This is a genomic window from Diaphorobacter sp. LI3, from assembly GCF_022807955.1.
Lineage (GTDB): Bacteria > Pseudomonadota > Gammaproteobacteria > Burkholderiales > Burkholderiaceae_C > Diaphorobacter > Diaphorobacter nitroreducens.
Genome location: NZ_CP094346.1, coordinates 2,133,172 through 2,155,692, shown reverse-complemented (window position 1 = coordinate 2,155,692; position 22,521 = coordinate 2,133,172). Strand labels below are relative to the sequence as shown.

17 protein-coding genes are annotated in these 22,521 nt (G+C 68.5%); 7 read left to right on the top strand and 10 right to left on the bottom strand.

The features are described 5' to 3' along the window. Nucleotides 1-18: 18 nt before the first annotated feature. The gene (locus MRB47_RS09985; RefSeq protein WP_088886845.1) at nucleotides 19-1,005 is read left to right on the top strand and encodes a threo-3-hydroxy-L-aspartate ammonia-lyase; all 987 of its coding nucleotides are present in this window, start codon (nucleotides 19-21) and stop codon (nucleotides 1,003-1,005) included. Nucleotides 1,006-1,127: 122 nt separating this feature from the next. Further along, nucleotides 1,128-1,757 carry a uracil phosphoribosyltransferase gene (gene upp, locus MRB47_RS09980; protein ID WP_015913242.1) on the top strand — a complete coding sequence of 210 codons (630 nt, stop codon included), beginning with the start codon at nucleotides 1,128-1,130 and terminating at the stop codon, nucleotides 1,755-1,757. Between the two features lie 86 nt (nucleotides 1,758-1,843). Here upp and MRB47_RS09975 read toward each other — a convergent pair whose 3' ends face one another. Beyond that, complete coding sequence (locus MRB47_RS09975) at nucleotides 1,844-4,336, bottom strand: AI-2E family transporter (RefSeq protein WP_252100593.1); 2,493 nt, start codon at nucleotides 4,334-4,336, stop codon at nucleotides 1,844-1,846. 280 nt (nucleotides 4,337-4,616) lie between these two features. Here MRB47_RS09975 and MRB47_RS09970 point away from each other — a divergent pair, with 280 nt between their 5' ends. From MRB47_RS09970 to MRB47_RS09955, 4 genes are all read left to right on the top strand, one after another. Further along, on the top strand, nucleotides 4,617-6,332 hold the full coding sequence (locus MRB47_RS09970; protein ID WP_252100592.1) for a Na/Pi cotransporter family protein: 1,716 nt from the start codon (nucleotides 4,617-4,619) through the stop codon (nucleotides 6,330-6,332). 291 nt (nucleotides 6,333-6,623) lie between these two features. After that, the gene (gene adh / locus MRB47_RS09965) at nucleotides 6,624-8,147 is read left to right on the top strand and encodes an aldehyde dehydrogenase (RefSeq protein ID WP_252100591.1); all 1,524 of its coding nucleotides are present in this window, start codon (nucleotides 6,624-6,626) and stop codon (nucleotides 8,145-8,147) included. A 95-nt stretch (nucleotides 8,148-8,242) separates the two neighbouring features. After that, entirely contained in the window at nucleotides 8,243-9,274 is a 1,032-nt protein-coding gene (gene adhP / locus MRB47_RS09960; RefSeq protein WP_252100590.1) for an alcohol dehydrogenase AdhP, read from the top strand. Nucleotides 9,275-9,295: 21 nt separating this feature from the next. Next, nucleotides 9,296-9,697 carry a DUF779 domain-containing protein gene (locus MRB47_RS09955; protein WP_047351214.1) on the top strand — a complete coding sequence of 134 codons (402 nt, stop codon included), beginning with the start codon at nucleotides 9,296-9,298 and terminating at the stop codon, nucleotides 9,695-9,697. Between the two features lie 111 nt (nucleotides 9,698-9,808). Here the strand turns inward: MRB47_RS09955 and MRB47_RS09950 are convergent, their stop codons facing one another. From MRB47_RS09950 to sbcB, 3 genes are all read right to left on the bottom strand, one after another. Beyond that, nucleotides 9,809-11,812: a sigma-54-dependent Fis family transcriptional regulator gene (locus MRB47_RS09950; RefSeq protein WP_252100589.1), complete on the bottom strand. Its 2,004-nt coding sequence runs from the start codon at nucleotides 11,810-11,812 to the stop codon at nucleotides 9,809-9,811. Nucleotides 11,813-11,882: 70 nt separating this feature from the next. Further along, nucleotides 11,883-12,767: an NAD-dependent protein deacetylase gene (locus tag MRB47_RS09945; protein WP_252100588.1), complete on the bottom strand. Its 885-nt coding sequence runs from the start codon at nucleotides 12,765-12,767 to the stop codon at nucleotides 11,883-11,885. Between the two features lie 9 nt (nucleotides 12,768-12,776). Next, nucleotides 12,777-14,216, bottom strand: a complete 1,440-nt coding sequence (gene sbcB, locus MRB47_RS09940; protein ID WP_252100587.1) for an exodeoxyribonuclease I — start codon at nucleotides 14,214-14,216, stop codon at nucleotides 12,777-12,779. 68 nt (nucleotides 14,217-14,284) lie between these two features. Between sbcB and MRB47_RS09935 the strand changes: the two genes are divergently transcribed. Continuing rightward, on the top strand, nucleotides 14,285-15,685 hold the full coding sequence (locus MRB47_RS09935; protein ID WP_252100586.1) for a lytic murein transglycosylase: 1,401 nt from the start codon (nucleotides 14,285-14,287) through the stop codon (nucleotides 15,683-15,685). 92 nt (nucleotides 15,686-15,777) lie between these two features. Here the strand turns inward: MRB47_RS09935 and MRB47_RS09930 are convergent, their stop codons facing one another. The 6 genes from MRB47_RS09930 to clpS all read right to left on the bottom strand — a co-directional run bounded on the left by MRB47_RS09930 (nucleotide 15,778) and on the right by clpS (nucleotide 22,478). Continuing rightward, nucleotides 15,778-16,488, bottom strand: coding sequence for an ABC transporter ATP-binding protein (locus tag MRB47_RS09930; protein ID WP_015913233.1), 711 nt, complete (start codon nucleotides 16,486-16,488; stop codon nucleotides 15,778-15,780). 10 nt (nucleotides 16,489-16,498) lie between these two features. Then, nucleotides 16,499-17,698, bottom strand: a complete 1,200-nt coding sequence (locus MRB47_RS09925; RefSeq protein ID WP_047351218.1) for an ABC transporter permease — start codon at nucleotides 17,696-17,698, stop codon at nucleotides 16,499-16,501. Next, entirely contained in the window at nucleotides 17,695-18,846 is a 1,152-nt protein-coding gene (locus tag MRB47_RS09920; protein ID WP_011805097.1) for an efflux RND transporter periplasmic adaptor subunit, read from the bottom strand. The genes MRB47_RS09925 and MRB47_RS09920 overlap by 4 nt, the downstream gene beginning before the upstream one ends. Continuing rightward, a complete protein-coding gene (locus MRB47_RS09915; protein WP_252100585.1) occupies nucleotides 18,843-19,451 on the bottom strand; it encodes a TetR/AcrR family transcriptional regulator in 609 nt (202 codons plus the stop codon). The genes MRB47_RS09920 and MRB47_RS09915 overlap by 4 nt, the downstream gene beginning before the upstream one ends. A 250-nt stretch (nucleotides 19,452-19,701) precedes the next feature. Then, nucleotides 19,702-22,050: an ATP-dependent Clp protease ATP-binding subunit ClpA gene (gene clpA, locus MRB47_RS09910; RefSeq protein WP_011805095.1), complete on the bottom strand. Its 2,349-nt coding sequence runs from the start codon at nucleotides 22,048-22,050 to the stop codon at nucleotides 19,702-19,704. A gap of 59 nt (nucleotides 22,051-22,109) precedes the next feature. Then, nucleotides 22,110-22,478: an ATP-dependent Clp protease adapter ClpS gene (clpS, locus tag MRB47_RS09905; protein WP_015913417.1), complete on the bottom strand. Its 369-nt coding sequence runs from the start codon at nucleotides 22,476-22,478 to the stop codon at nucleotides 22,110-22,112. Nucleotides 22,479-22,521: the final 43 nt, after the last annotated feature.

Genomic DNA, 22,521 nt, shown 5'->3' with positions numbered 1-22,521 from the left:
CAGCGTTCGCCCACAGCCATGCACCTGCCGCGCCCTCCGCTGCCCACCTACGACGACGTTGCCGAAGCGGCCCATCGCCTCAAGGGCATGGCACACCGCACGCCGGTGCTGAGTTCCAGCACGTTGGATGCGCTGCTCGGAGCGCAAGTGTTCTTCAAGTGCGAGAACCTGCAGCGCATGGGCGCGTTCAAGTTCCGCGGCGCGTTCAACGCACTGGTGCAGTTCAGCGACGCGCAGCGCCAGCGCGGCGTGATCGCGTTCTCGTCGGGCAACCATGCGCAGGCCATCGCGCTGTCGGCGCGGCTGCTGGAGATTCCCGCAGTCATCGTCATGCCGGAGGATGCGCCGCTTGCAAAGATAGCCGCCACGCGCGGCTACGGCGCCGAGGTGGTCACCTACAACCGCTTCACCGAAGACCGCGAGGCCATCAGCCGCCGCCTAGCCACCGAGCGCGGCATGACGCTGATTCCGCCCTTCGACCACGCCCACGTGATCGCCGGCCAGGGCACGGTGGCCAAGGAGCTGTTCGAGGACGTGCCGCACCTGGACTACCTGTTCGTGCCGCTGGGCGGCGGCGGCCTGCTGTCGGGCTGCCTGCTGGCAGCGCGCGAACTGGCGCCGCAATGCAAGGTGGTCGGCGTGGAGCCCGAGACCGGCAACGACGGACAGCAGTCCCTCAACGCGGGCCACGTGGTGCGCATCGACACACCGCAGACGATTGCCGACGGTGCACAGACGCAGGCACTGGGCGCGCTCACCTTCCCCCTCATCCACGCCGGCGTTTCTGACATCGTGACCGCAACCGATGCGCAGCTCATGAGCGCGATGCACTTCTTTGCCGAACGCATGAAGATCGTGGTCGAGCCCACGGGCGCGCTGGGACTGGCGGGCGCGTGCCATGGCGGCGTGCGGCTGCGGGGCAAGCGCGTGGGCGTCGTCATCAGCGGCGGCAACGTGGACATGACCCGCTACGCGCAACTGCTGACCGCGGCGTCGGCAGATTGACCTGAGGCGGATGGGCCCCTGGCCGGCGGTGCGTCGGCGCTGCCCGCGCGCAGGGGCTTGGCGCCAGAGTGCAAAATTCCGGCTCCGATCTTTTTTTCTACCCCAATAAGAGGCACCAGCCCATGAGCAACGTCCACGTCATCGACCACCCCCTGGTACAGCACAAGCTGACCCTGATGCGCAAGAAGGACGCCAGCACCAACAGCTTCCGCCGCCTGCTGGGCGAGCTGTCCACCCTGATGGCTTACGAAGTCACGCGCGACATGCCGCTGCAGGACATCCAGATCGAAACCCCCCTGGAGACCATGACCGGCAAGGTCATCGACGGCAAGAAGCTCGTGCTCGTGTCCATCCTGCGCGCGGGCAACGGCTTCCTGGACGGCATGCTCAACGTGGTGCCGGGCGCGCGCATCGGCCACATCGGCCTGTACCGCGACCCGGACACGCTGCAGCCGGTCGAGTATTACTTTAAGATGCCCTCCGAGATGGCCGAGCGCGACATCATCGTCGTGGACCCGATGCTCGCCACCGGCAACTCCGCCGCCGCGGCCGTCGCGCGCCTCAAGCAACTGCAGCCGCGCTCGATCAAGTTCGTGTGCCTGCTGGCTGCACCCGAGGGCGTGGCCACGCTGCAAAAGGCCCACCCCGACGTGCCCATCTACACCGCCGCCATCGACCGCGAACTCAACGACCACGGCTACATCCTGCCCGGCCTCGGCGATGCGGGCGACCGCATCTTCGGCACCAAGTAACGCGCTGGAGACAGGGCCTGCCCCGGCCCTGGCCGCGCCGGTCGCTCCTACTTCAGACGATTTCGGACGATTTCGGACAACGTCGGCTACTGCGGCACCACCTGACCCACCGTGGCCGATGGCGCGGCCTGGCCCGCGGGTAGCGCCGGGCCGCCCGCGGCCTGGGCGTCGCGCCAGCCGGCCATGAGGTCATTGGCCATGGCCTGCAGCAACCGCTTTTCCCGCTCATCGAACGCGCGCGGCGCGGTGTCCATCAGGCACAGCGTGCCCAGCGCATGGCCCGCCGCGTCGCGCAGCGGAACGCCCGCGTAAAAGCGCAGACCCTGCTCGCGCAGCGCCGGATTGCCGGCAAAGCGCGCATCCCGCGCAATGTCGGGCACCACCAGCGACCGCTGCCGCGCCACCACATGCCCGCACAGCGACAGGCCGCGCGGCAGGCCCTGGCCCGCCGAGCAGGCCTGCCCCCCGCCGGCCGACAACGGGCCGTGCGCACACAGCGTGACCTGCCGCTCGCGATCCACCAGCGACACCATCGCCAGCGGTACGTCGAAGATGTCGGCCGCGCGCTGGGCCGTGTGCTGGCACAGCTGCTGCAGCGCGGGGCTGTCGAGCACGCCGCTGGCCTGCAGGGCGCGCAGGCGCGCCTCGTCGTCCGCGGGAATGGGCGCGGGGGTGTAGGCGCCTTCCACGCTGGCGCCCTGCAGCTGCGCCACCTGGGCCAGGGTTTCCTCCAGCGACAGCGCCAGCGCGTCGGCGCCCAGTTGGGCACTCAGCTCGTCTTGCGGCTGGGACTGCACCCCACCCCACAGCGCCAGCACGATGTGCACATGCGGCCAGCGGCGCTTGAGCCTGCGGCACAGGTGCCGCGCGGCGGCGGTGGGCTCGGGCGCGAGCCACACCACGCAGACCACGCGCACGGCGTCCAGGTCCAGGCCATCCAGATGTTCGGCGCTCATGGCGCCCTCCACGCGCGCCAGCGCCGGGCAATGCTGCAGCGACAGCGCATGCGCCAGCATGCGCGCCGCGAACAGGTCTACCTCCCACTTGCCGCCCAGGCACACCACCGGCTCTTGCGCTGCGGCGTCGGGCACCGGGTACTGCTCCTCCAACTCGTCCAGCAGCGCGTCCATGCCTTCGACCAGGCGCAGGCGGTGCTCGGGCGTGGCCACCTGCGCATGGTCGCCCACGGCCATGCGCAGCACGGGCACGCCCACCTGGCCGTAGAAAGCGGGCACGGCGCCCTTCAGGGCCTCGATGCGGGTGGTGCTCAACTCGATCGCCTCCGCCGCGTCGCCCGCCAGCAGGCGCTGGTAGATGCGCGTGGGCTCGTCCAGCACCGGCCGGCTGCCCAGCAGCACCTCCAGGAAGGCCAACTGCGGCAGGTAGCGGCCGATCACCAGCAGGCACACGGTGAGCGGCGTGGACATGATGAGCCCCACCGGCCCCCACAGCGCCGCCCAGAAGGTGGCCGCCACGATGAGCGACAGCGCCGACAGCCCGGTGCTGGACCCATACAGCCAGGGCTCGATGACGTTGTTGCTCACCAGTTCCAGCAGCACGATGAGGCCGATCGTCCACAGCACCAGGTCCCAGCCCGGGTCCACCGCGAAAGCGAGGGTGAGCGGAAACGCCGCGGCAATGAACGGCCCCAGGTAGGGCACGAAGCGCATCACCGCGGCCAGCGACCCCCACAGCACGGCACCGGGCACGCCGATGAGCCACAGGCCCGCCGCCATGGGAATGCCGTAGGTCACGTTCACCAGCAGTTGCATGGTCAGGTAGCGCGTGATGCGGTCGCCCGCCTCGTCCATGGCATCGGTGGCGCGGTGCAGATTGCCCCCCCACAGGCGCAGCAGGCGGTCGCGCAGGTCTACACGGTCCAGCAGGATGAAGATCACGAACACCAGCACCAGGCCCGCCTGGGTGAGCGGCCCACTGACCGCCGAGAGCGCGGCCATGAGCTGGTTGGCGGGCGACAGCACGGGCGGTTGCACCTGCACCTTTTGCACGGCCGGCGCGCGCGCGGCACCCGACAAGGCGGGAGCGGCCGCCTCCACCTCGCGCTGCACGATGTCGAAGGTGCGCTTGGCGCCGTCGAACATACCGGGCGCGCGCAACTCCTGGCGCAGGCTGCGCAGCTTCTTGCGGATGGTGCTTTGGTAGGAGGGCAGCTGCGCGCTCAGCTCGCGCGCCTCGTTACCCACGAACAGCGCCCCCACGCCCAGCACCATCAGCATGGCCATCACCACCGCGATGACCGAGGGCAGGCGCGGCAGGCCCATGCGCTTGAGCTGCGCCACCAGCGGCTCCAGCACGAAGCTCAGCAGGAACGCCAATGCCAGCGGCACCAGCAGCGTACGGCCGAAATACAGGCCCGCGACCACCAGCGCCGCGATCACCAGGCCGATCATGAACCGCAGGCTGGGCACCGTGGCGTCCATGGCCGTGGCGGTGTGCACGGTGCGCTGCGGCGGATAGCCCGAAGCGGTGGCGCCGCGCGCCGCCCCCGTATCCCTGGCCGGCCTGGAATCGGTCGGCTCCTGCGGCCCGCTGTTGCCCATGGCGTTGTCCCCTTGCATCGCTTCTCGAAGTCGTGTCCGGCGCGTATTGTCCGCTGCGCGGCCCCGCGGCCCTGTAGGCGGCAGCCGCCACAGACTGCACGCGGGCGGGCGACTGACAGCGCACGCCGTGCACCGCGCCGCCCGCAGGGCGCTCCGCCCTACCGATCAATGACCTAAAATAGCCCCAGCGCGCTTGTAGCAAGCGCGAGCAGCTATCAAAATAAAAGCGCCTCTGCCGCACCGCCCCGTCGGCACGCACCTACCGGTCCACCCCCAACAAAGCCACCGCGCCGCCGCCTTGACCGCCACCGCCACTCCCCTGATTGCCGCCGGCACTCTGCTGGGCGGCATCGGCCTGTTCCTGCTGGGCATGACCATGCTGACCGACGGGCTCAAGCTGGCGGCCGGGCGCGCGCTGGAGCGCATCCTGGCCGCCTGGACGCGGACGCCGCTGCACGGGCTGGTGACGGGGGTGGCGCTCACGGCGCTGGTGCAATCGTCCACCGCCATGACGGTGGCGGCCATCGGTTTCGTCAACGCGGGGTTGCTGGGCTTCAGCTCCGCGCTGTGGGTGGTGTTCGGCTCCAATCTGGGTTCATCGGTCACCGGCTGGCTCGTGGCGTGGCTAGGCTTTGCGGTGAAGGCCGATGCCTTCGCGCTGCCCTTCATCGGCATCGGCATGGCGCTGCAAATCACCGGCAGCGGCACGCGGCGCGGGGCGCTGGGCCAGGCAGTGGCGGGGTTCGGCGTGCTGTTTTTGGGTATCGAACTGCTGCGCAACGGCTTCACCGGGCTGGGTCCGCAGGCGCTGCCACCGCTGTCCAGCGACCTACCGGGCCTGGCGCTGGCAGTGCTCATCGGCCTGGGCATGACGGTGGTGCTGCAGGCCTCGTCGGCCACGCTGGCGGTGGTGCTCACAGCCGTGGCGGGCGGCTCGCTGGCGGTGGAAGTGGGCGCGGGCGTGGTCATCGGCGCCAACGTGGGCACCACGCTCACGGGCATCCTGGCCGCCATCCACGCCACGTCCAACGCGCGGCGCCTAGCGGCGGCACACGTGCTGTTCAACGTGGTGACGGCCGCGGCGGCCCTGGCGCTGCTGTCGCCCCTGCTCGCGGCCATCCACCACCTGGGCGTATGGCTCACGGGTGAGGGAGACGCAGTGACGCAGTTGGTGATCTTCCACACCGCGTTCAACCTGCTGGGCGTGCTGCTCATGTGGCCGCTATCGGGGCCGCTCGCGCGCTTTCTGCTGGCGCGCTTTCGCTCGGCGGACGAAGACGTGGCCCGCGCGCAGTTCCTGGACCACAACGTGGCCGCCGTGCCCGCGCTGGCCCTGCAGGCGCTGCGCCGCGAGATGGCGCGCGTAGGCCACCTGGCACTGCAGCTGGCGTCGGATGCCACCCGCATGGCGCCCGTCGCCCTGCCCTGGCAACCGGCCGGCGCACAGGCCGCGAGCCAGCTCACGCGCCAGTTGCAGGCGCTGGAGCAGCTACAGCAGCAGGTGGGCGCGTTTGTGAGCGACGTGAGCCGCCAGCCGCTGTCGCGCGACGTGGCCGACCAGATGCCCGAGCTGCTGCGCAATGCGGGCTACTACGACACGCTGGCGCGTGTCATGCACCAGGTGGGCCAGCAGGCGCTGCGCGTCACGCACCCCGCAACGGTGGCGCCCACCACGCCCGAAGGCCACCCCCTGGCCGCGCTGCCCCTGGCCTTCACCGCGGCGCTGGATTTCTTTGCTGCCGCTGATCCCAAGGCCCACGACCTGGACCAGGTGAACGCCGCACACGCCGTCTTCGATGCAGCGTATGAAGCCGCCAAGGCCGCCGTGCTGCGCGCGGGTGCCCAGGGCTTGCTGGAAGTAACAGCCGTGCACGAGTGGACGGGCCTGCTGGGCGACCTGCGCCGCGCCGTGGAACAGGCCCACAAGGCCGCGCAGCATCTGGCGGCCCTGCCGCGTCTCAAGCCCACCCCGCCCGCCAGCGGCCCGGCAAGCGTTACGCCCGGTGCCGAGTGATTCGCGGGAGTAGATTAGGTAAAAAGTGCCTGCAACGCCCTTGCATACTGCGCTGGCAGCTATATAAAGCATAGCAATCTGAGCACATCCGTACGGCTGCACTCCCAACGGGTGTTCCGTCATGGGCCGGCGCACTGTTGCGTTATGGCACACGGCTGCGCCGCTGCGGCACAGCCGCGGCACGCCCCACCGCCCCCTTCCCTCTGTCGCCGTGCTGGCACGGCGCTTGCACTGAGGCACTGCCGCCGCCGCATCGGTGGCATTCCTTCATAAGCACTCAGGAGACACCACATGAACATGGCCGAAATCGCCAGCCTTGGCATCGCCAACCCCTACAAGCAGCAGTACGGCAACTACATCGGCGGGCACTGGGTGGCGCCCGTGGACGGGCAGTACTTCGAGAACATCTCGCCCATCAACGGCCAGAAGTTCACGGCCGTGCCGCGCTCCAACAGCAAGGACATCGACGCCGCGCTGGACGCCGCGCACAAAGCCAAGGCCGCGTGGGGCCGCACCTCGACCACCGAGCGCGCCAACATCCTGAACCGGATCGCCGACCGCATGGAAGCCAACCTGCTACAGATCGCCGTGGCCGAGACCATCGACAACGGCAAGCCGCTGCGCGAGACCATGGCGGCCGACATTCCGCTGGCCATCGACCACTTCCGCTACTTCGCGGGCGCGGTGCGCGCGCAGGAGGGCGGCATCAGCGAGATCGACGCCGACACCATCGCCTACCACTTCCATGAGCCGCTGGGCGTGGTCGGGCAGATCATTCCGTGGAACTTCCCCATCCTGATGGCGGTGTGGAAACTCGCCCCCGCGCTAGCTGCGGGCAACTGCGTAGTGCTGAAACCCGCGGAGCAGACGCCCGCCTCCATCCTGGTACTGATGGAGATCATTGGCGACCTGCTGCCGCCGGGCGTAGTCAACGTGGTCAACGGCTTTGGCCTGGAGGCTGGCAAGCCGCTGGCCTCCAGCAACCGCATCGCAAAAATAGCCTTCACCGGCGAGACCACCACCGGCCGGCTCATCATGCAGTACGCCAGCCAGAACATCATCCCCGTGACGCTGGAGCTGGGCGGCAAGAGCCCCAACATTTTCTTCGAGGACGTGATGTCCGCCGACGACGGCTTCTTCGACAAGGCGCTGGAAGGCTTTGCGATGTTCGCGCTGAACCAGGGCGAGGTCTGCACGTGCCCCAGCCGCGCGTTGATCCAGGAATCGATCTACGAGCGCTTCATGGAGCGCGCGCTCAAGCGCGTGGCCGCCATAAAGCAGGGCCACCCGCTGGACAAGAACACCATGATCGGTGCCCAGGCCTCGCAGGAGCAACTGGAAAAGATCCTTTCTTACCTGGACCTGGGCAAGCAGGAAGGCGCCCAGTGCCTCATCGGCGGCGCGCGCAACACCGCGCTGGGCGGCGACCTGGCCGGCGGCTACTACGTGCAGCCCACGGTGTTCAAGGGCCACAACAAGATGCGCATCTTCCAGGAAGAAATCTTCGGCCCCGTGGTCTCGGTGACCACCTTCAAGACCGAAGAAGAGGCGCTGGAGATCGCCAACGACACGCTCTACGGCCTGGGCGCGGGCGTGTGGAGCCGTGATGGCGCGCGCGCCTTCCGCATGGGCAAGGGCATCCAGGCGGGGCGCGTGTGGACCAACTGCTACCACCACTACCCCGCGCACGCCGCGTTTGGCGGCTACAAGCAGTCGGGCATCGGCCGTGAGAACCACAAGATGATGCTGGACCACTACCAGCAGACCAAGAACCTGCTGGTGAGCTACACCCAGCAGCCGCTGGGCTTCTTCTAAGCCCATACAGCGCCCCCACTGGCCGTCCCAGCGGGGGCGGCTGGTGCACGGGGGCTCCCCTTGCGTTCATTTGCACAGAGAAGGAGGTTTATCCCATGCCAGCCAAGACAATGAAAGCCGCCGTGGTCCGCGAGTTCGGCAAGCCGCTGACGATCGAAGAGGTGCCCGTGCCCACCCCCGCCGCCGACCAGATCCTGGTGAAGATCGAGGCCTCGGGCGTGTGCCACACCGACCTGCACGCCGCCGAGGGCGACTGGCCCGTCAAGCCCAATCCGCCCTTCATCCCGGGGCACGAGGGCGTGGGCTTCGTCGCCGCCGTGGGCGCCAACGTCAAGCATGTGAAGGAAGGCGACCGCGTGGGCGTGCCCTGGCTGCACTCGGCCTGCGGCCGTTGCACGCACTGCCTGGGCGGTTGGGAGACGCTGTGCGAGTCGCAGAGCAACACGGGGTATTCGGTCAACGGCGGTTTTGCCGACTACGCGCTGGCCGACCCCAACTACGTGGGCCACCTGCCGAAAGACGTGGGCTTCGTGGACATCGCCCCCGTGCTGTGCGCCGGCGTGACCGTGTACAAAGGCCTGAAGGTGACCGACACCAAGCCCGGCGACTGGGTGGCGATTTCCGGCATTGGCGGCCTGGGCCACATGGCTGTGCAGTACGCCCGCGCCATGGGGCTGAACGTGGCTGCGGTGGACGTGGACGACGACAAGCTCGCGCTGGCCCGCCAGCTGGGCGCCAGCGTGACGGTGAACGCGCGCGACACCGACCCGGCCGCCTTCCTGCAAAAGGAGATCGGCGGCGCGCACGGTGCGCTGGTCACGGCCGTGTCGCCCAAGGCCTTCGAGCAGGCGCTGGGCATGGTGCGGCGTGGCGGCACGGTGTCGCTCAACGGGTTGCCGCCGGGCAACTTCCCGCTGCCCATCTTCGACATGGTGCTGCGCGGCGTGACCGTGCGCGGCTCCATCGTCGGCACGCGGCTGGACCTGCAGGAGTCGCTGGACTTCGCCGCGCGCGGCCAGGTGAAGGCCACGGTGCGCACCGAGAAGCTGGAGAACATCAACGACGTGTTCGCGCGCATGCACAAGGGCCAGATCCAGGGCCGCGTGGTGCTGGACATGGCGGCCTGACGCCGCGGCACAGGCAACGCCATGACCACGCCAGCGCCGCCCGCCACCCGCGTGTCGGCCACGCCCGAGGCCACGGCGCTCATCAAGCGCCTGGTGGCCCAGCACGGTCCGCTGATGTTCCACCAGTCGGGTGGCTGCTGCGACGGCAGCGCGCCCATGTGCTTTGCCCGCGGGGAGTTCCTGCTGGGCGATGCCGACGTGCTGCTGGGCGAGATCGCCGGGCAGCCGTTCTATATGAGCCGCTCGCAGTTCGCGTACTGGGAGCACACGCACCTCCTCATCGATGCGGTGCCGGGCGGCGGGGGCATGTTCTCGCTCGAAGGGCCCACGGGCATGCGCTTTCTCACGCGCTCACGGCTGTACACCGACGAGGAATGGGCCGCCATCGAAGCGCTGGGGCCGCCGCCAACGGGCGGCCAGTGACGCTGTTCTAGAGTTGCTCTTTATTTAATAGCTGCTCGCGCTGTATCGGTGGCGTTTTTCAGGTCAATTTCGATTGAATCACCCGCCCAACCAGCGCAAAGCGCTCCTTTTTCAGGAGCGACACGACTGCGCGCGCAGGTAGCGGTACACCGTGTTGCGCGACACGCCCAGCGCGCGCGCGGCCGCGGAGACATTGCCCGCGTGTGCATCCAGTGCCTGCTGCAGCGCATGGGCCGCCACGTCGCCCAGCGGCCGCACGCTGGCCGGGGCTGGGGCCGCGGCGCGCGCGCCGTCCGCTGGCGGCACCGCCGGCTGAGAGAACGCCTGCGCCACCACGCGGCCCTGCTGCGCCAGCGCCTCGCATTCCTCCAGGAAGTCCTCCGGCAGGTGCGCGCACGTGATCGCGTCCGCGCCCTCGGCCAACAGCGCCGCCGTGCGCAGCACGTTGGACAGCTGGCGCAGGTTGCCCGGCCAGGCGTGGGCGGCGAACAGCGCCATCACCTCGGGCGCCACCGGTATGGGGCTGTCTGCGGCGGGAGAGTCATGCTGGGCGCGCAGCAACCGCTGCACGATCACCGCCAGGTCCGTGCGCTCGCGCAGCGCAGGCAGTCGCACCACCAGGCCGTTCAGCCGGTAGTACAGGTCGTCACGGAACTGGCCGTCGGCCATCATGGCGCGCAGGTTGCGGTGCGTGGCGCAGACCACGTTCACGTCCACCTCGATCTGCCGCGTGCTGCCCAGAGGCGCCACGCTGCGCTCCTGCAGCACGCGCAGCAGCCGCGCCTGCATGGCCAGCGGCATGTCGCCAATCTCATCCAGGAACAGCGTGCCACCGTGCGCCTGCACGATCTTGCCCACGCTGCCCTTGCGCCGCGCGCCGGTGAAGGCGCCCTCTTCGTAGCCGAACAGCTCGGCCTCGATCAACGACTCGGGAATGGACGCGCAGTTCACCGCCACGAAGGGCCCCCGCGCGCGCGGGCCGTCGTTATGGATGGCACGCGCCAGCAGCTCCTTGCCGGTGCCCGTCTCACCCAGGATCATCGTGGGCACGCCACGCCCCAGCAGCCGCGTGACGCGCTCGATCACCTGCGCCAGCTGGGCATCGCCCGTGTCCAGGTAGCGCAGGCTGGACAGGCCGGGGGGCGCGGCGGGCCTTGCGCGCGGCGGCGGGGCCTCGGCCGGGCCGTCCGGGCACACTGGCAGCGTGACACCGCCGCGTGGCGCAAATTCCACCTGTGCGTGCACCGACACGCCTGCCGGCAGTTGCAGCGCAAGCAGCGTGGGCACCGAGCGGCGCGCATGCTCCAGCAGCGCGCCCATCGACAGGCCGAACAGCGAGGTGAAGGTGTGTGCCGCCAGCGCCGGTCCCGACAACCCCAGCTGGAACTGCGCGCTGCGGTTGGCTGCCAGAAAGCGCCCCTGCGGGGTGAACGCCGCCAGCCCTTCCATGAGCGTGCCCAGGAACTCCGCGCGCGCATGAAAGCGCAGGCGCACGGCATCCTCGTACACCTTGCCGAAGAGGTGGTTCTCCACCATCGCGGCGGACATGCGCACCAGCGCCAGCGTGTGGGCGCTGTGGCCGCGGCGGTCGCCGCTCACGTCCAGCGCGCCGAGGATCTGCCCCTGCGGGTCCAGGATGGGAGCGCATGAACAGGTGAGGAACTGGTTGGCTTCCAGGTAATGCTGGCGCCCGTTGATCTGCACCGCATCGCCCAGGGCCAACGCCGTACCAATGGCGTTGGTGCCCTTGCTGCGCTCCGACCAGCTCGCACCGGGCTGCAGGGCCACGCGGCCGGCGCGGTCCAGGAAGGCATCATCGCCCTCGGCATGCAGGATCACCCCCTGCGCGTCGGTCAGCATCACCATGCTCTGCGTGCCGCGCAGCTGCTGCGCCAGGGTTTCCATGACGGGGCGCGCGTGGGCGCACAGGGCCTCGTTGCGTGCCACGGTCCAGGCCAGGGTCTGGCGGTCCAGCAGGTGCAGGTCGGCCTGCTCATGGGGTTGCAGCCCGAACGACTGCGAGCGGGCGTGGGCCTGGGCGACGACGCCTGCCGTGGTCAGCGCCAGCGCGGCACCCGCGGAAGGATGCGCGCCGGGCGTTGCGGTGCGGTGCATGGTGTCTCCTATGCAAGCTATGCGCTGCACGGCACGCGGCCAGGCGGCGCTTTGGGACCGCACGATAGCATCAACGGCCGCTGACGAGCCCAGCAACCGCGGCGGGCACGCTGGCATGGGGCTGCGCCCACGCGTGGGCCAACGCCTGCAGGGCAGTGCCTGCGTCCTGCTCCAGCTTGAGCGCCAGCAGCCCGTCGGCTCGTGTACGCCCCTGGTTGACCGCTGCCACCGGCAAGCCGGCATCGGCCGCCGCCTGCACGAACCGGAAGCCCGAATACACCATGAGCGACGAGCCCACGACGAGCACCGCGTGCGAGCGTGCCAGCGCCGCGCGCGCGGCCTCCACACGCTCGCGCGGCACGCTCTCGCCAAAGAACACCACGTCGGGCTTGAGCAGGCCGTTGCCGCAATGTGCGCAGGAAGGCACATCGAAGCCGCCGAAATCCAGCTCCTCCAGATCGGCGTCCCCATCGGGCGCGGCGCCGGCCTGCAGCGCCACCCATCCGGGGTTGCGCCGCTCCAGTTCGTGTTGCAACGCCACACGCGGCGCACGCATGCCGCAGTCCATGCACAGCACGGTGTCGATGCGCCCGTGCAGGTCCAGCGTGCGCTGGCTGCCCGCTGCGTTGTGCAGGCCGTCCACATTCTGGGTCAACAGCAGTTCGATACGGCCCGCCGCTTCCAGCGCAGCCAGCGCACGGTGCGCAGAACCGGGCTGGGCGCGGCCCATCACCCGCCAGCCCAGCAGGCTGCGCGCCCAGTAGCGCCGGCGCGTGGCTTCATCGCCCATGAAGGCCTGGAAGGTGACGGGTTGGGGGCGCTTCCATTCACCGTTGTGGTCGCGGTAGTCGGGAATGCCCACCTCCGTACTGCAGCCCGCGCCCGTGATGACGAACAACCGCGGGTGGCGGCGCACGAAGTCATACAGCGCGTCAACGTTGGCGGCAGCTTGCATCACAGCCCCTCAGTCCATGCCGGGCGCGATGCTCTCGGCGTAGTCGTACACCGCGCCCAGAATAGCCTCGGTGCGTTCGTCATCAGCCTCGGCACCCAGCGTGTCCAGGCGCTCGAACAGCGCGTCGAACGTCAGCCCGCCGCCCTCGCCCTCCACCAGCATGGCGACGCGGTGCGACTCCCAGCGCTCCTGCTCCTCGGGCGAGAGCGTGTGCGGGAAGTTGCGCGCACGGTAGCGCCAGACCAGCTCGGCCAGGCGCGCGTCGTCAAAACCCAGGCGCTCGTGCGCCAACTCTTCGCCGGGCAATGCGCGCAGACGGTTCAGGCGGCGGCGGTCCTCATTGCCCACGAAGCCCCCGTAGAGGTCCTGGTCCACATCCAGCGGCCCCTCCGCAGGGCGCTGGAACACCTGGGCCCACACGGCTGTCAGGTCGGGCAACGCGCGCGCCGCGGCGGCATGCAGCGCGGCCTGTGGCAGGTCGATGCCCCAGCGCTGCGCCATGTCCGGCGTGAGCGTATTGAGGTTACCCACCACCATCGGCGACTTGTTCAGATGCACGCTCTTGAGCGGCAGGCGCGTCACGCCCTCAGGCAGGTCGGCCGCGCGCGTGAACACGCGCGTGCGGATCTCGTCAGCGGACAGCCGGGCCAGCTCGGAAGGGTCTCGCGCCAGATCCCAGGCCAGCAGCTCATTCTTGTTGGTCGGGTGGCTGGCCAGCGGCCACATCACGGCCAGGCAGCCGCGTTCGGCAGGGACCATGCCCGAGACATGCAGGAACGGCCGTGCCTCCTGCGCCGTGGTGGGCAGGCGCAGCTCGGCCGCCACGCGGTCCTTCTTGTGCAGGGACAGCGCGAAGTCGAACAGCCGGGGGTTGTGTGAACGGATGAGCCGCGCCAGTGCGATGGTCGCGCGCACGTCCGACAGCGCGTCGTGCGCGGCCTCGTGCGCCAGGCCGTTGGCTTTGGACAGATGCTCCAGGCGGAAGCTGGGCTTGCCGTCCACCTCGGGCCACTCGATGCCCTCGGGACGCAGCGCGTAGGTCAGGCGCACCACATCCAGCAGGTCCCAGCGGCCGCACTGGTTCTGCCACTCGCGCGCATACGGGTCCATGAGATTGCGCCAGAACATGAAGCGCGTGATCTCGTCGTCGAAACGGATGGTGTTGTAGCCCACGCCAATGGTGCCGGGCAGCGCCATCTCGGCCTCGATGCGGGCGGCGAATTCGCGCTCGGGCAAACCCTTTTCCAGGCACAGCTGGGGCGTGATACCGGTGATCAGGCACGACTGCGGATCCGGCAGATAGTCGTTGGCCGGGCGGCAGTAGATCATCAGCGGCTCGCCGATCTCGTTGAGCTCGGCATCGGTGCGCACGGCGGCGAACTGTGCGGGGCGGTCGCGGCGCGTGTTGGCGCCAAAGGTTTCGTAGTCGTGCCAGAGAAAAGTGTGCATGAGGAAGAAGTTGCAGCCGGAAACAGTGCCAGGGCGAAGTATGCATGGCAGGCCGGCACAATGGCCGCATGCGTTTTCTCTTCATGCCCGACACCCTCGCCCGGCGCCGCGCCGCCGCCTCCGCACTGGGCGTGGCAGCACTGGCGGGGTGCGTCTCCGCTCCGCCCGCTACCCCCGCCGTAGCGGCTCCATCCGCTGCACCCAGCGCCCCTGCGCCCGCGGCGGGTATCCCCCAACTGCCGTCGCCCGCAGCGCCCACCACCCCGGCGCCTGCCCCGGCAACATCCACCGTGGAACCTGCGAGCACGCCGGTCGCGCCGCCGGTGCCCGACACCACCGCAACCACGCTGGTCGGCTTCCACGCCTGGGTGAGCGCCTTTGCACGCGAGGCGCTGGCCGCCGGCATCCGCCCGCAGACCGTGGCCGCCACCCTGGGCCAGGCGCAGTGGCAACCGCGCGTGGTGGAACTGGACCGCGCCCAGCCCGAATTCACCCGCCCGCCCTGGGCCTACCTGGACAGCGCCGTGTCACCCCAGCGTATTGCGCAGGGACGCGAGCAGCGCCGCCAGTACGCCGACGCGCTGGACGCGGCAGCGCAGCGCTACGGCGTGCCCGCCAGCGTGATCACGGCCATCTGGGGCATGGAGAGCAACTATGGCCGCAACTTCGGCAGCTTCCGCACCGTGGATGCGCTGGCCACCCTCGCCTACGACGGGCGCCGCAGCGCATGGGCCCAGCGCGAGCTGCTGGCCGCGTTGCGCATCGTGGACCAGGGCGACATCGCGGCCGACGCGCTCATCGGCTCCTGGGCCGGGGCCATGGGGCACACGCAGTTTCTGCCTTCGGTGTTCCTTGCCCATGCGGTGGATGCCGACGGGGACGGGCGGCGCGACATCTGGGGCAGCGTGCCCGACGTGGTGGCGTCCACGGCCAACTTCCTGTCCCATTCGGGCTGGAAGAGCGGTGAGCCGTGGGGCGCCGAAGTGCTGCTGCCGCCCGGCTTCGACTACGCACGCGCCGAACTGAGCGTGCGCCAGGCCAGCAGCGACTGGGCCGCTGAAGGGGTGCGCGGCGTGGGTGGCGCGGAGCTGCCGCCGCTGCAGGACGCCTCCGTCCTTACCCCGGCAGGCGCGCGTGGTCCCGCCATCCTGGTCGGGCCCAACTTCCGCGCGCTGCTGCGCTACAACAACTCGGTGAACTACGCCCTGGCCGTGGGCCTGCTGGCACGGCAGATCGACGGCGGCGCGGGCCTGGCATCCGCCTGGCCGCGCGAACTGCATCCTCTGTCGCGCAGCGAAGTACGCGCGCTGCAGGAGGCGCTGAATGCACGCGGCCTGGACACCGGCACGCCCGACGGCGTGGCGGGGCCCGCCACGCGCGCTGGGGTGCGCCGCTACCAGCAAAGTGTGGGCTTGCCCGCCGATGGCTATGCCACGCGCGAACTATTGCAGCGACTGCTGACGCCCTGAGCCGGCGTCACCGCGTTGTTTTACTCCTTTTTTGATAGCTACTAGCGCTTGCTTCATGGGCGCTAGAGCCTGATTTCATCAAGATCGCCGCTTCACTCGAAGCCGCGCCCCTCGCCGGCCTCCTCGTGGGTCACGCCGTCGCGTATGTGGTAGATGCGCTTGAAGGTGGGGATGATCTTCTCGTCGTGCGTGACGACGATGATGGCCGTTTCCAGGCGCCGCGCCATGTCGTTCAGGATGCGGATCACCGCCATGGCACGTTGCGAATCCAGTGGCGCCGTGGGCTCGTCGGCCAGGATCACCGGCGGGCGGTTGACCAAGCCGCGGGCGATGGCCACACGCTGCTGCTCCCCGCCCGACAGTTGCGATGGCATGGCCGTGGCCCGGTGCTGCACGTCCAGGGCCGTGAGCAACTCCAGTGCGCGGCGGCGCGCCTCGTCGTTGGGCACGCCGGCCAGCATGGGCAGCAGCGCCACGTTGTCGGTGGCATCCAGAAACTGGATCAGGTACGGCGCCTGGAACACGAAGCCGATCTGGTCGCGGCGCAGCGCGCGCAGGTCGGGTACTTGCCAGCCGTCGTCATAGATCACGGTGTCGCCCAGCGTCATGCGGCCCGACGTGGGATCGATCACCGCGCCCAGGCACTTGAGCAGCGTGCTCTTGCCCGAACCGGACGGGCCGATCAGGCCCACCACCTCACCCGGTGCCACGTGCATGTTCACGTCCTTGAGGGCGAGGAACGCCGTGTCGCCGGAGCCGTAGCGCTTGGTCAGGCGCTCGATGTGGATCCCTTTCCTGCTCATTGCTGCGTCCTCACCCTATCGCCTCGGCCGGATCGACCCGCAGCGCCATGCGGATGGCCACCACGCTGGAGAGCACGCAGATCGCCAGCACCGCGATGAACCCCGCCACCGTATCGAACGGCACCAGCAGCACGTATTTGGGAAACAGCGGCGCGGCAAAGGTGGCCGTGATCTTGCCGACGACGAAGCCGATCACGCCCAGCACCAGCGCCTGCTGCAGGATCATCCAGGCGATGGTGCGGTTGCGCGTGCCGATGAGCTTGAGCACGGCAATCTCGCGGATCTTGTCCATCGTCAGCGTGTAGATGAGAAAGGCCACGATGGCCGCACTGACCAGCGCCAGGATCACCAGGAACATGCCGATCTGCTTGGCCGATGTGGCGATGAGCTTGCCCACGAGGATGCCTTCCATCTGCGCCCGGTCATACACCGTGAGCCGCTTCCAGCGGCGGATGGGCTCGGCCACCTCCTGGGATGTGAAGCCCGGCTGCATGCGCACCAGCACGGCATTCACATAGCTGTTGCTGGTTTGCGAGGCCACCACCGCATCCAGCAGGTCGGGAACGCCGGGGCGGTTGAAGGCCGGGTTGGCCTCGGTGCGGCGGCGCTGCATGAGGATGGCGTCGTTGTCCTTGAGAAACTGCGCCTCCTGCGCATCTTTCAACGGTATGAACACCATTGGGTCGCCGCTGGACGAGACCATGCGCCGCGTGAGGCCCACCACCGTGTAGTGGTTGCGCCGGATCTTCAGCACATCGCCCAGACGCACGCCGGCTGCCACGTCGGCGACGGCCTCGTAATGGCCGCGCGTGATCTGGCGCCCCGCCACCAACTGCGGTGGCCAGCCGGGCGCGCCTGGGCCGCTCGCGGTGATGCCCACCACCATGGAGCGCACATCCTTGTCGCCGTGGCCCACCTGCATGGTCAGGTAGGTGATGTTGGCGGCCTGCGCCACGCCCGGCATGGCGCGGATGCCGCGCCACAGGTCGTCGGGCACGCTGGAGGATTCCGCGTAGGGGCCCAGCGTGTCTTTCTGCACCACCCACAGGTCGGCGCCGCTGTTGTCCAGCAGCACCTTGCCGTCGTCCACCATGCCGCGGTAGACGCCCGCCATGGTCAGCGTCACGCCGATCAGCAGGCCCAGGCCGATGCCGGTGAAGACGAACTTCCCCCAGGCATGCAGAATGTCGCGCCCTGCCAGGCTGATCAAGGCGCCACCCCGGCAATGCGCTCGACCACGTGCACGCGGCTGCGCGCCGTGAGCGCCCTCTCGCTGTACACCACGATGGAGTCGCCCACGGCCAGCCCGTCCAGCACCTGCACATGGCCGTCGAGGTCCGCACGGCCCAGGCGTACCTGCGCAAACTGCGGCTTGCCACCGACCAGCTTCCACACGCCGCGCTGCCCGTCCACGAAGCGGATGGCCGCATTGGGGATGGTGGGCGCTTCGGGCAGTGCCGGCAGGCGCACGGTGACCTCGGCCAGTTCACCGACGGGGGGCAGCGGTGTAACCGGTGCATCGAAGACGATCTTGGCCAGCGTCTCCTCTGTCACCGCGTCCGCCAGGGGCTCGACGCGCAGCACGCTGCCGACCAGGTTGTCCCCGCGGCGCGAGCGCAGCACCACCTCGGCCGGTAGCTGTGCCGCCAACCCTTGGGCGGTGATCTGGTCAAAGCGCGTGTCGATCCACAGGCTGGCCGGGTCGATGAGCTTTACCACCGCCTGCCCCGCCACCACGGTCGTGCCAGGGTCGGCATCGCGCGCAGCCACCATGCCGGCCACGGGCGACACCAGCCGCAGGTTGCCACGCTGCGCGCGCAATGCCTGCAAGTCAGCGCGCAGACGGCTCGCATCCTCGCGGGCAGCGGCGAGCGCGGCGTCTGCCACGGCCAGTTCCTGCTGCTTGGTGGCGTAGCTTTCCTCGCTGGTGCCGCGCACCGCCACCAGTTGCCCGTAGCGCTGGTGCTGGGTCTGCGCATAGCTCTGCCTGGCCTCTGCCTGGCGCAGCGCGGCTTCGGCGCTCTTGATGGCCGCCTGCTGTGCGCGCACGCGGTCGTCCAGGTCCACCGGGTCCATTTCGCCCAGCACCTGCCCAGCCTCAACCCTGTCGCCCACCTGCACGTCCAGGCGCTGCACGCGCCCCGCGAAGGTGGGGCCGATCTTGTACAGATACCGCGCCTGCACCGTGCCGATGCCCGAGAGTGCCGGGGCAATGGCGCGCGATTGCACGCTGCCCAGCGTGACCGCCACGGGCGCCAGCGGCCCCGAACGCAGAGCGACATAGACGAACAGCGCCACCAGCGGCGCAATGACGGCGATCAGCGCCAGCGTGCGGCGCTGCAGACGGGGAAACTTCATAGCGCTCTTCCGATGCCGCGGCGGTAAATGGCAAACACGCCCTGCGCATCGCGGCGCATGCGCTGCACGTCGCCCGCGAGCAGCGACTGCATCACCAGCCCCTGCACGGTGCCGATGAACAGCACGGCAGCGGCCTGCGCATCCAGTTGCGGGTCCAGCTCTCCCGCGGCTTTGCCGGTCTCCAGCAGCCCGCGCAGGCGCTCGCCGTAGGCCGTGATCAGGGTCTGCACCATCTGCTTGGGCAGGGCTTGGCCAGGGCGTTGGAGCTCCCCAAAGATGAGGCGTGGCACACCGGGCCGCTCGCACACGAAATGGATGTGCGCCATGAACACAGCCTCCAGCGCCGCCAGGGGAGAGGCTGCCCCATCCGCGGCCGCGTCCACGCGCGCCATGGGACGCTGCGCCACCCACGACATCACCGCCTGCAGGATGGCGTCCTTGGACGCGAAATGCCGAAACAGTGCCCCCTGCGTCACGCCCATATGCTGGGCAATGGCGGTGGTGGTGATGTCGCTGGGGTTCTGCTGGGCCGCCAGATCGACCACGGCCTCCACCGTGGCGATGCGCCGTTCGTCGGCGGGCAGGTACTTGGGCAGCTCACTCATGCAATCACCAAAAGAAAGTAATTTATTACTATCTTATCAATAAACACGTTCGGCACAAGGCACGCAGCCCCCTGGAGCGTCCCCGGGGCTCCCATTCGCACGACCACCCCAGCAATTCGCTCTCTTATCGATAGCTGCTCTCGCTTGGTGGTTGGGCGCCGGAGGCGCTTTTGTTCATAAGCATGGCGCGCGCCCATAAAAAAACCCGCAGCGCGGGCTGCGGGTTTGTTAAAACGCGGCGGTGCCGGAATCAGTCGGCGGTGGCTTCTTCGGGTTCGGCCGGTTCGGACTTGGCTCCGCGCTCCTTCTTGGGCACCGGCTGGATGTCCAGCAGCACCTCGGAAGTCTCCACGCCCTTGTCGTCCGTCTTGAGCTCAATGTCCACCGTCAGACGCCCGCCTTCGGTCAGACGACCGAAGAGCAGCTCATCCGCCAGCGCCTTGCGGATAGTGTCCTGGATCAAGCGCTGCATGGGGCGCGCGCCCATGAGCGGATCAAAGCCCTTCTTGGCCAAGTGCTTGCGCAGCGCGTCGGTAAAGGTAACTTCCACCTTCTTCTCGGCGAGTTGCTGCTCGAGCTGCAGCAGGAACTTGTCCACCACGCGCAGGATGATCTGCTCATCCAGCGGCTTGAAGCTCACGATGGCATCCAGGCGGTTGCGGAACTCGGGCGTGAACAGGCGCTTGATGTCGCCCATCTCGTCGCCCGCCTGGCGCGGATTCGTGAAGCCGATAGCGGCCTTGTTCATGGTCTCGGCGCCCGCGTTCGTCGTCATGATGATGATGACGTTGCGGAAGTCGGCCTTGCGCCCGTTGTTGTCCGTCAGCGTACCGTGGTCCATGACCTGCAGCAGCACGTTGAAGATGTCCGGGTGTGCCTTCTCGATTTCGTCGAGCAGCAGCACGGCGTGCGGCTTCTTGGTGATGGCCTCGGTCAGCAAACCACCCTGGTCGAAGCCCACGTAGCCCGGAGGCGCACCGATGAGGCGGCTCACGGCGTGGCGCTCCATGTACTCCGACATGTCGAAGCGGATCAGGTCCACACCCATGATGTAGGCGAGCTGCTTGGCGGCCTCGGTTTTGCCCACGCCTGTGGGGCCCGAGAACAGGAAGGAGCCGATAGGCTTGTCCGCCTTGCCCAGTCCCGAGCGTGCCATCTTGACGGCGGCGGCGAGCACCTCCAGCGCCTTGTCCTGGCCGAAGACCACGCTCTTGAGGTCGCGCTCAAGCGTCTGCAGCTTGCCGCGGTCGTCATTGGACACGTTGGCAGGCGGAATGCGGGCGATCTTTGCCACGATCTCCTCGATCTCGGCCTTGCCGATGGTCTTCTTGCGCTTGGACGGCGTCAGGATGCGCTGCGCGGCGCCAGCCTCGTCGATCACGTCGATGGCCTTGTCGGGCAGGTGGCGGTCATTGATGTACTTGGCACTCAGCTCGGCCGCGGCCTGCAAGGCGGCGGCGGCGTACTTCACGCTGTGGTGCTCCTCGAAGCGGCTCTTGAGTCCCTTGAGGATGTCGATGGTCTCCTGTACCGTTGGCTCGACCACGTCCACCTTCTGGAAGCGCCGCGACAGCGCCGCGTCCTTTTCGAAAATGCCGCGGTATTCGGTGAAGGTAGTCGCGCCGATGCACTTGAGCTGCCCGCTGGACAGCGCAGGCTTCAGCAGGTTGGACGCATCCAGTGTCCCGCCCGACGCCGCGCCCGCACCGATCAGCGTGTGGATCTCGTCGATGAACAGGATGGCGTTGGGCTTGTCTTTCAGGCTCTTCAAGACGCCCTTGAGGCGCTGCTCGAAGTCGCCGCGGTATTTGGTGCCCGCCAGCAGCGCGCCCATGTCCAGCGAATACACCGTGGCCTCGGCCAGGATCTCGGGCACGTCGTTCTGCGTGATGCGCCAGGCCAGGCCCTCGGCAATCGCGGTCTTGCCCACGCCGGCCTCACCCACCAGCAGCGGGTTGTTCTTCCGGCGGCGGCACAGGATCTGAATAGTGCGCTCGACCTCGTAGTTGCGGCCGATCAGGGGGTCGATCTTGCCGTCCTTGGCCGCCTGGTTCAGGTTCTGGGTGTATTGCTCCAGGGGCGACGCTTTTTCACTGCGCTCGCCTTGCGCGCCCTCTTCCCCGTCGGCCTGGCCCTCGGCCTTGGCAGGCTCCGGCGGCTCGCCCTTCTTGATGCCGTGGGCGATGTAGTTCACCACGTCCAGGCGCGTCACGCCCTGCTGGTGCAGGTAGTACACGGCATGGGAGTCCTTTTCGCCGAAGATGGCCACAAGCACGTTGGCGCCCGTGACCTCCTTCTTGCCGTTGCCCGTGGACTGCACGTGCATGATGGCGCGTTGAATCACCCGCTGGAAGCCCAGCGTGGGTTGTGTGTCCACCTCGTCGGTACCGGCGACCTGCGGGGTGTTGTCCTTGATGAAGTTGGTCAGCGATGCGCGCAGATCGTCGATGTTGGCAGCGCATGAACGCAGCACCTCGGCCGCGCTGGGGTTATCGAGCAGTGCCAGCAGCAGATGTTCCACGGTGATGAACTCGTGGCGTTGCTGGCGGGCCTCGACAAAGGCCATGTGCAAGCTGACTTCCAGTTCCTGGGCAATCATGTGAGAACTCCTTTGTGCTTGCGTGTTAGGGATGACTGTAGATCGGGAGCAATGCCCCCTTATTCAACGGGCTCACTCAAACATTGCAGGGGGTGGCCCGCTTTGTGCGCCGCTTCCAGCACCTGGTCCACCTTGGTAGCGGCGACATCGCGCGTATACACGCCGCACACGCCTTTGCCGTCCAGATGGATCTTCAGCATGATCTGCGTGGCGGCCTCGCGGTCCTTGTTGAAGAACTCCTGCAACACGACGACGACGAACTCCATGGGGGTGTAGTCATCGTTGAGCATGACCACCTGGTACATCTGGGGCGGCTGGGTCTTCTGTGTACGCCGCTCCAGCACGACCGAACCACCCTCGTCCCAGGACGGAGGGGTGGGAGCCGGCACCGGCGCGGGGATTGGGGGGGTGGTTGCCATGAATTTCATTCTAGCGAGGCCGATGCGGCACCTGAGCAGACCGCACATGGTG

What these genes read in the sequence shown, in the direction of transcription:
- MRB47_RS09935 (WP_252100586.1), top strand. Translation starts at nt 14,285, where the DNA reads ATGCGTTTTCTCTTCATGCCCGACACCCTCGCCCGGCGCCGCGCCGCC.
- MRB47_RS09975 (WP_252100593.1), bottom strand. Translation starts at nt 4,336, where the DNA reads ATGCAAGGGGACAACGCCATGGGCAACAGCGGGCCGCAGGAGCCGACC.
- clpA (WP_011805095.1), bottom strand. Translation starts at nt 22,050, where the DNA reads ATGATTGCCCAGGAACTGGAAGTCAGCTTGCACATGGCCTTTGTCGAG.
- MRB47_RS09950 (WP_252100589.1), bottom strand. Translation starts at nt 11,812, where the DNA reads ATGCACCGCACCGCAACGCCCGGCGCGCATCCTTCCGCGGGTGCCGCG.
- adh (WP_252100591.1), top strand. Translation starts at nt 6,624, where the DNA reads ATGAACATGGCCGAAATCGCCAGCCTTGGCATCGCCAACCCCTACAAG.
- MRB47_RS09920 (WP_011805097.1), bottom strand. Translation starts at nt 18,846, where the DNA reads ATGAAGTTTCCCCGTCTGCAGCGCCGCACGCTGGCGCTGATCGCCGTC.
- adhP (WP_252100590.1), top strand. Translation starts at nt 8,243, where the DNA reads ATGCCAGCCAAGACAATGAAAGCCGCCGTGGTCCGCGAGTTCGGCAAG.
- MRB47_RS09985 (WP_088886845.1), top strand. Translation starts at nt 19, where the DNA reads ATGCACCTGCCGCGCCCTCCGCTGCCCACCTACGACGACGTTGCCGAA.
- clpS (WP_015913417.1), bottom strand. Translation starts at nt 22,478, where the DNA reads ATGAAATTCATGGCAACCACCCCCCCAATCCCCGCGCCGGTGCCGGCT.
- MRB47_RS09915 (WP_252100585.1), bottom strand. Translation starts at nt 19,451, where the DNA reads ATGAGTGAGCTGCCCAAGTACCTGCCCGCCGACGAACGGCGCATCGCC.
- MRB47_RS09955 (WP_047351214.1), top strand. Translation starts at nt 9,296, where the DNA reads ATGACCACGCCAGCGCCGCCCGCCACCCGCGTGTCGGCCACGCCCGAG.
- MRB47_RS09945 (WP_252100588.1), bottom strand. Translation starts at nt 12,767, where the DNA reads ATGCAAGCTGCCGCCAACGTTGACGCGCTGTATGACTTCGTGCGCCGC.
- MRB47_RS09930 (WP_015913233.1), bottom strand. Translation starts at nt 16,488, where the DNA reads ATGAGCAGGAAAGGGATCCACATCGAGCGCCTGACCAAGCGCTACGGC.
- sbcB (WP_252100587.1), bottom strand. Translation starts at nt 14,216, where the DNA reads ATGCACACTTTTCTCTGGCACGACTACGAAACCTTTGGCGCCAACACG.
- upp (WP_015913242.1), top strand. Translation starts at nt 1,128, where the DNA reads ATGAGCAACGTCCACGTCATCGACCACCCCCTGGTACAGCACAAGCTG.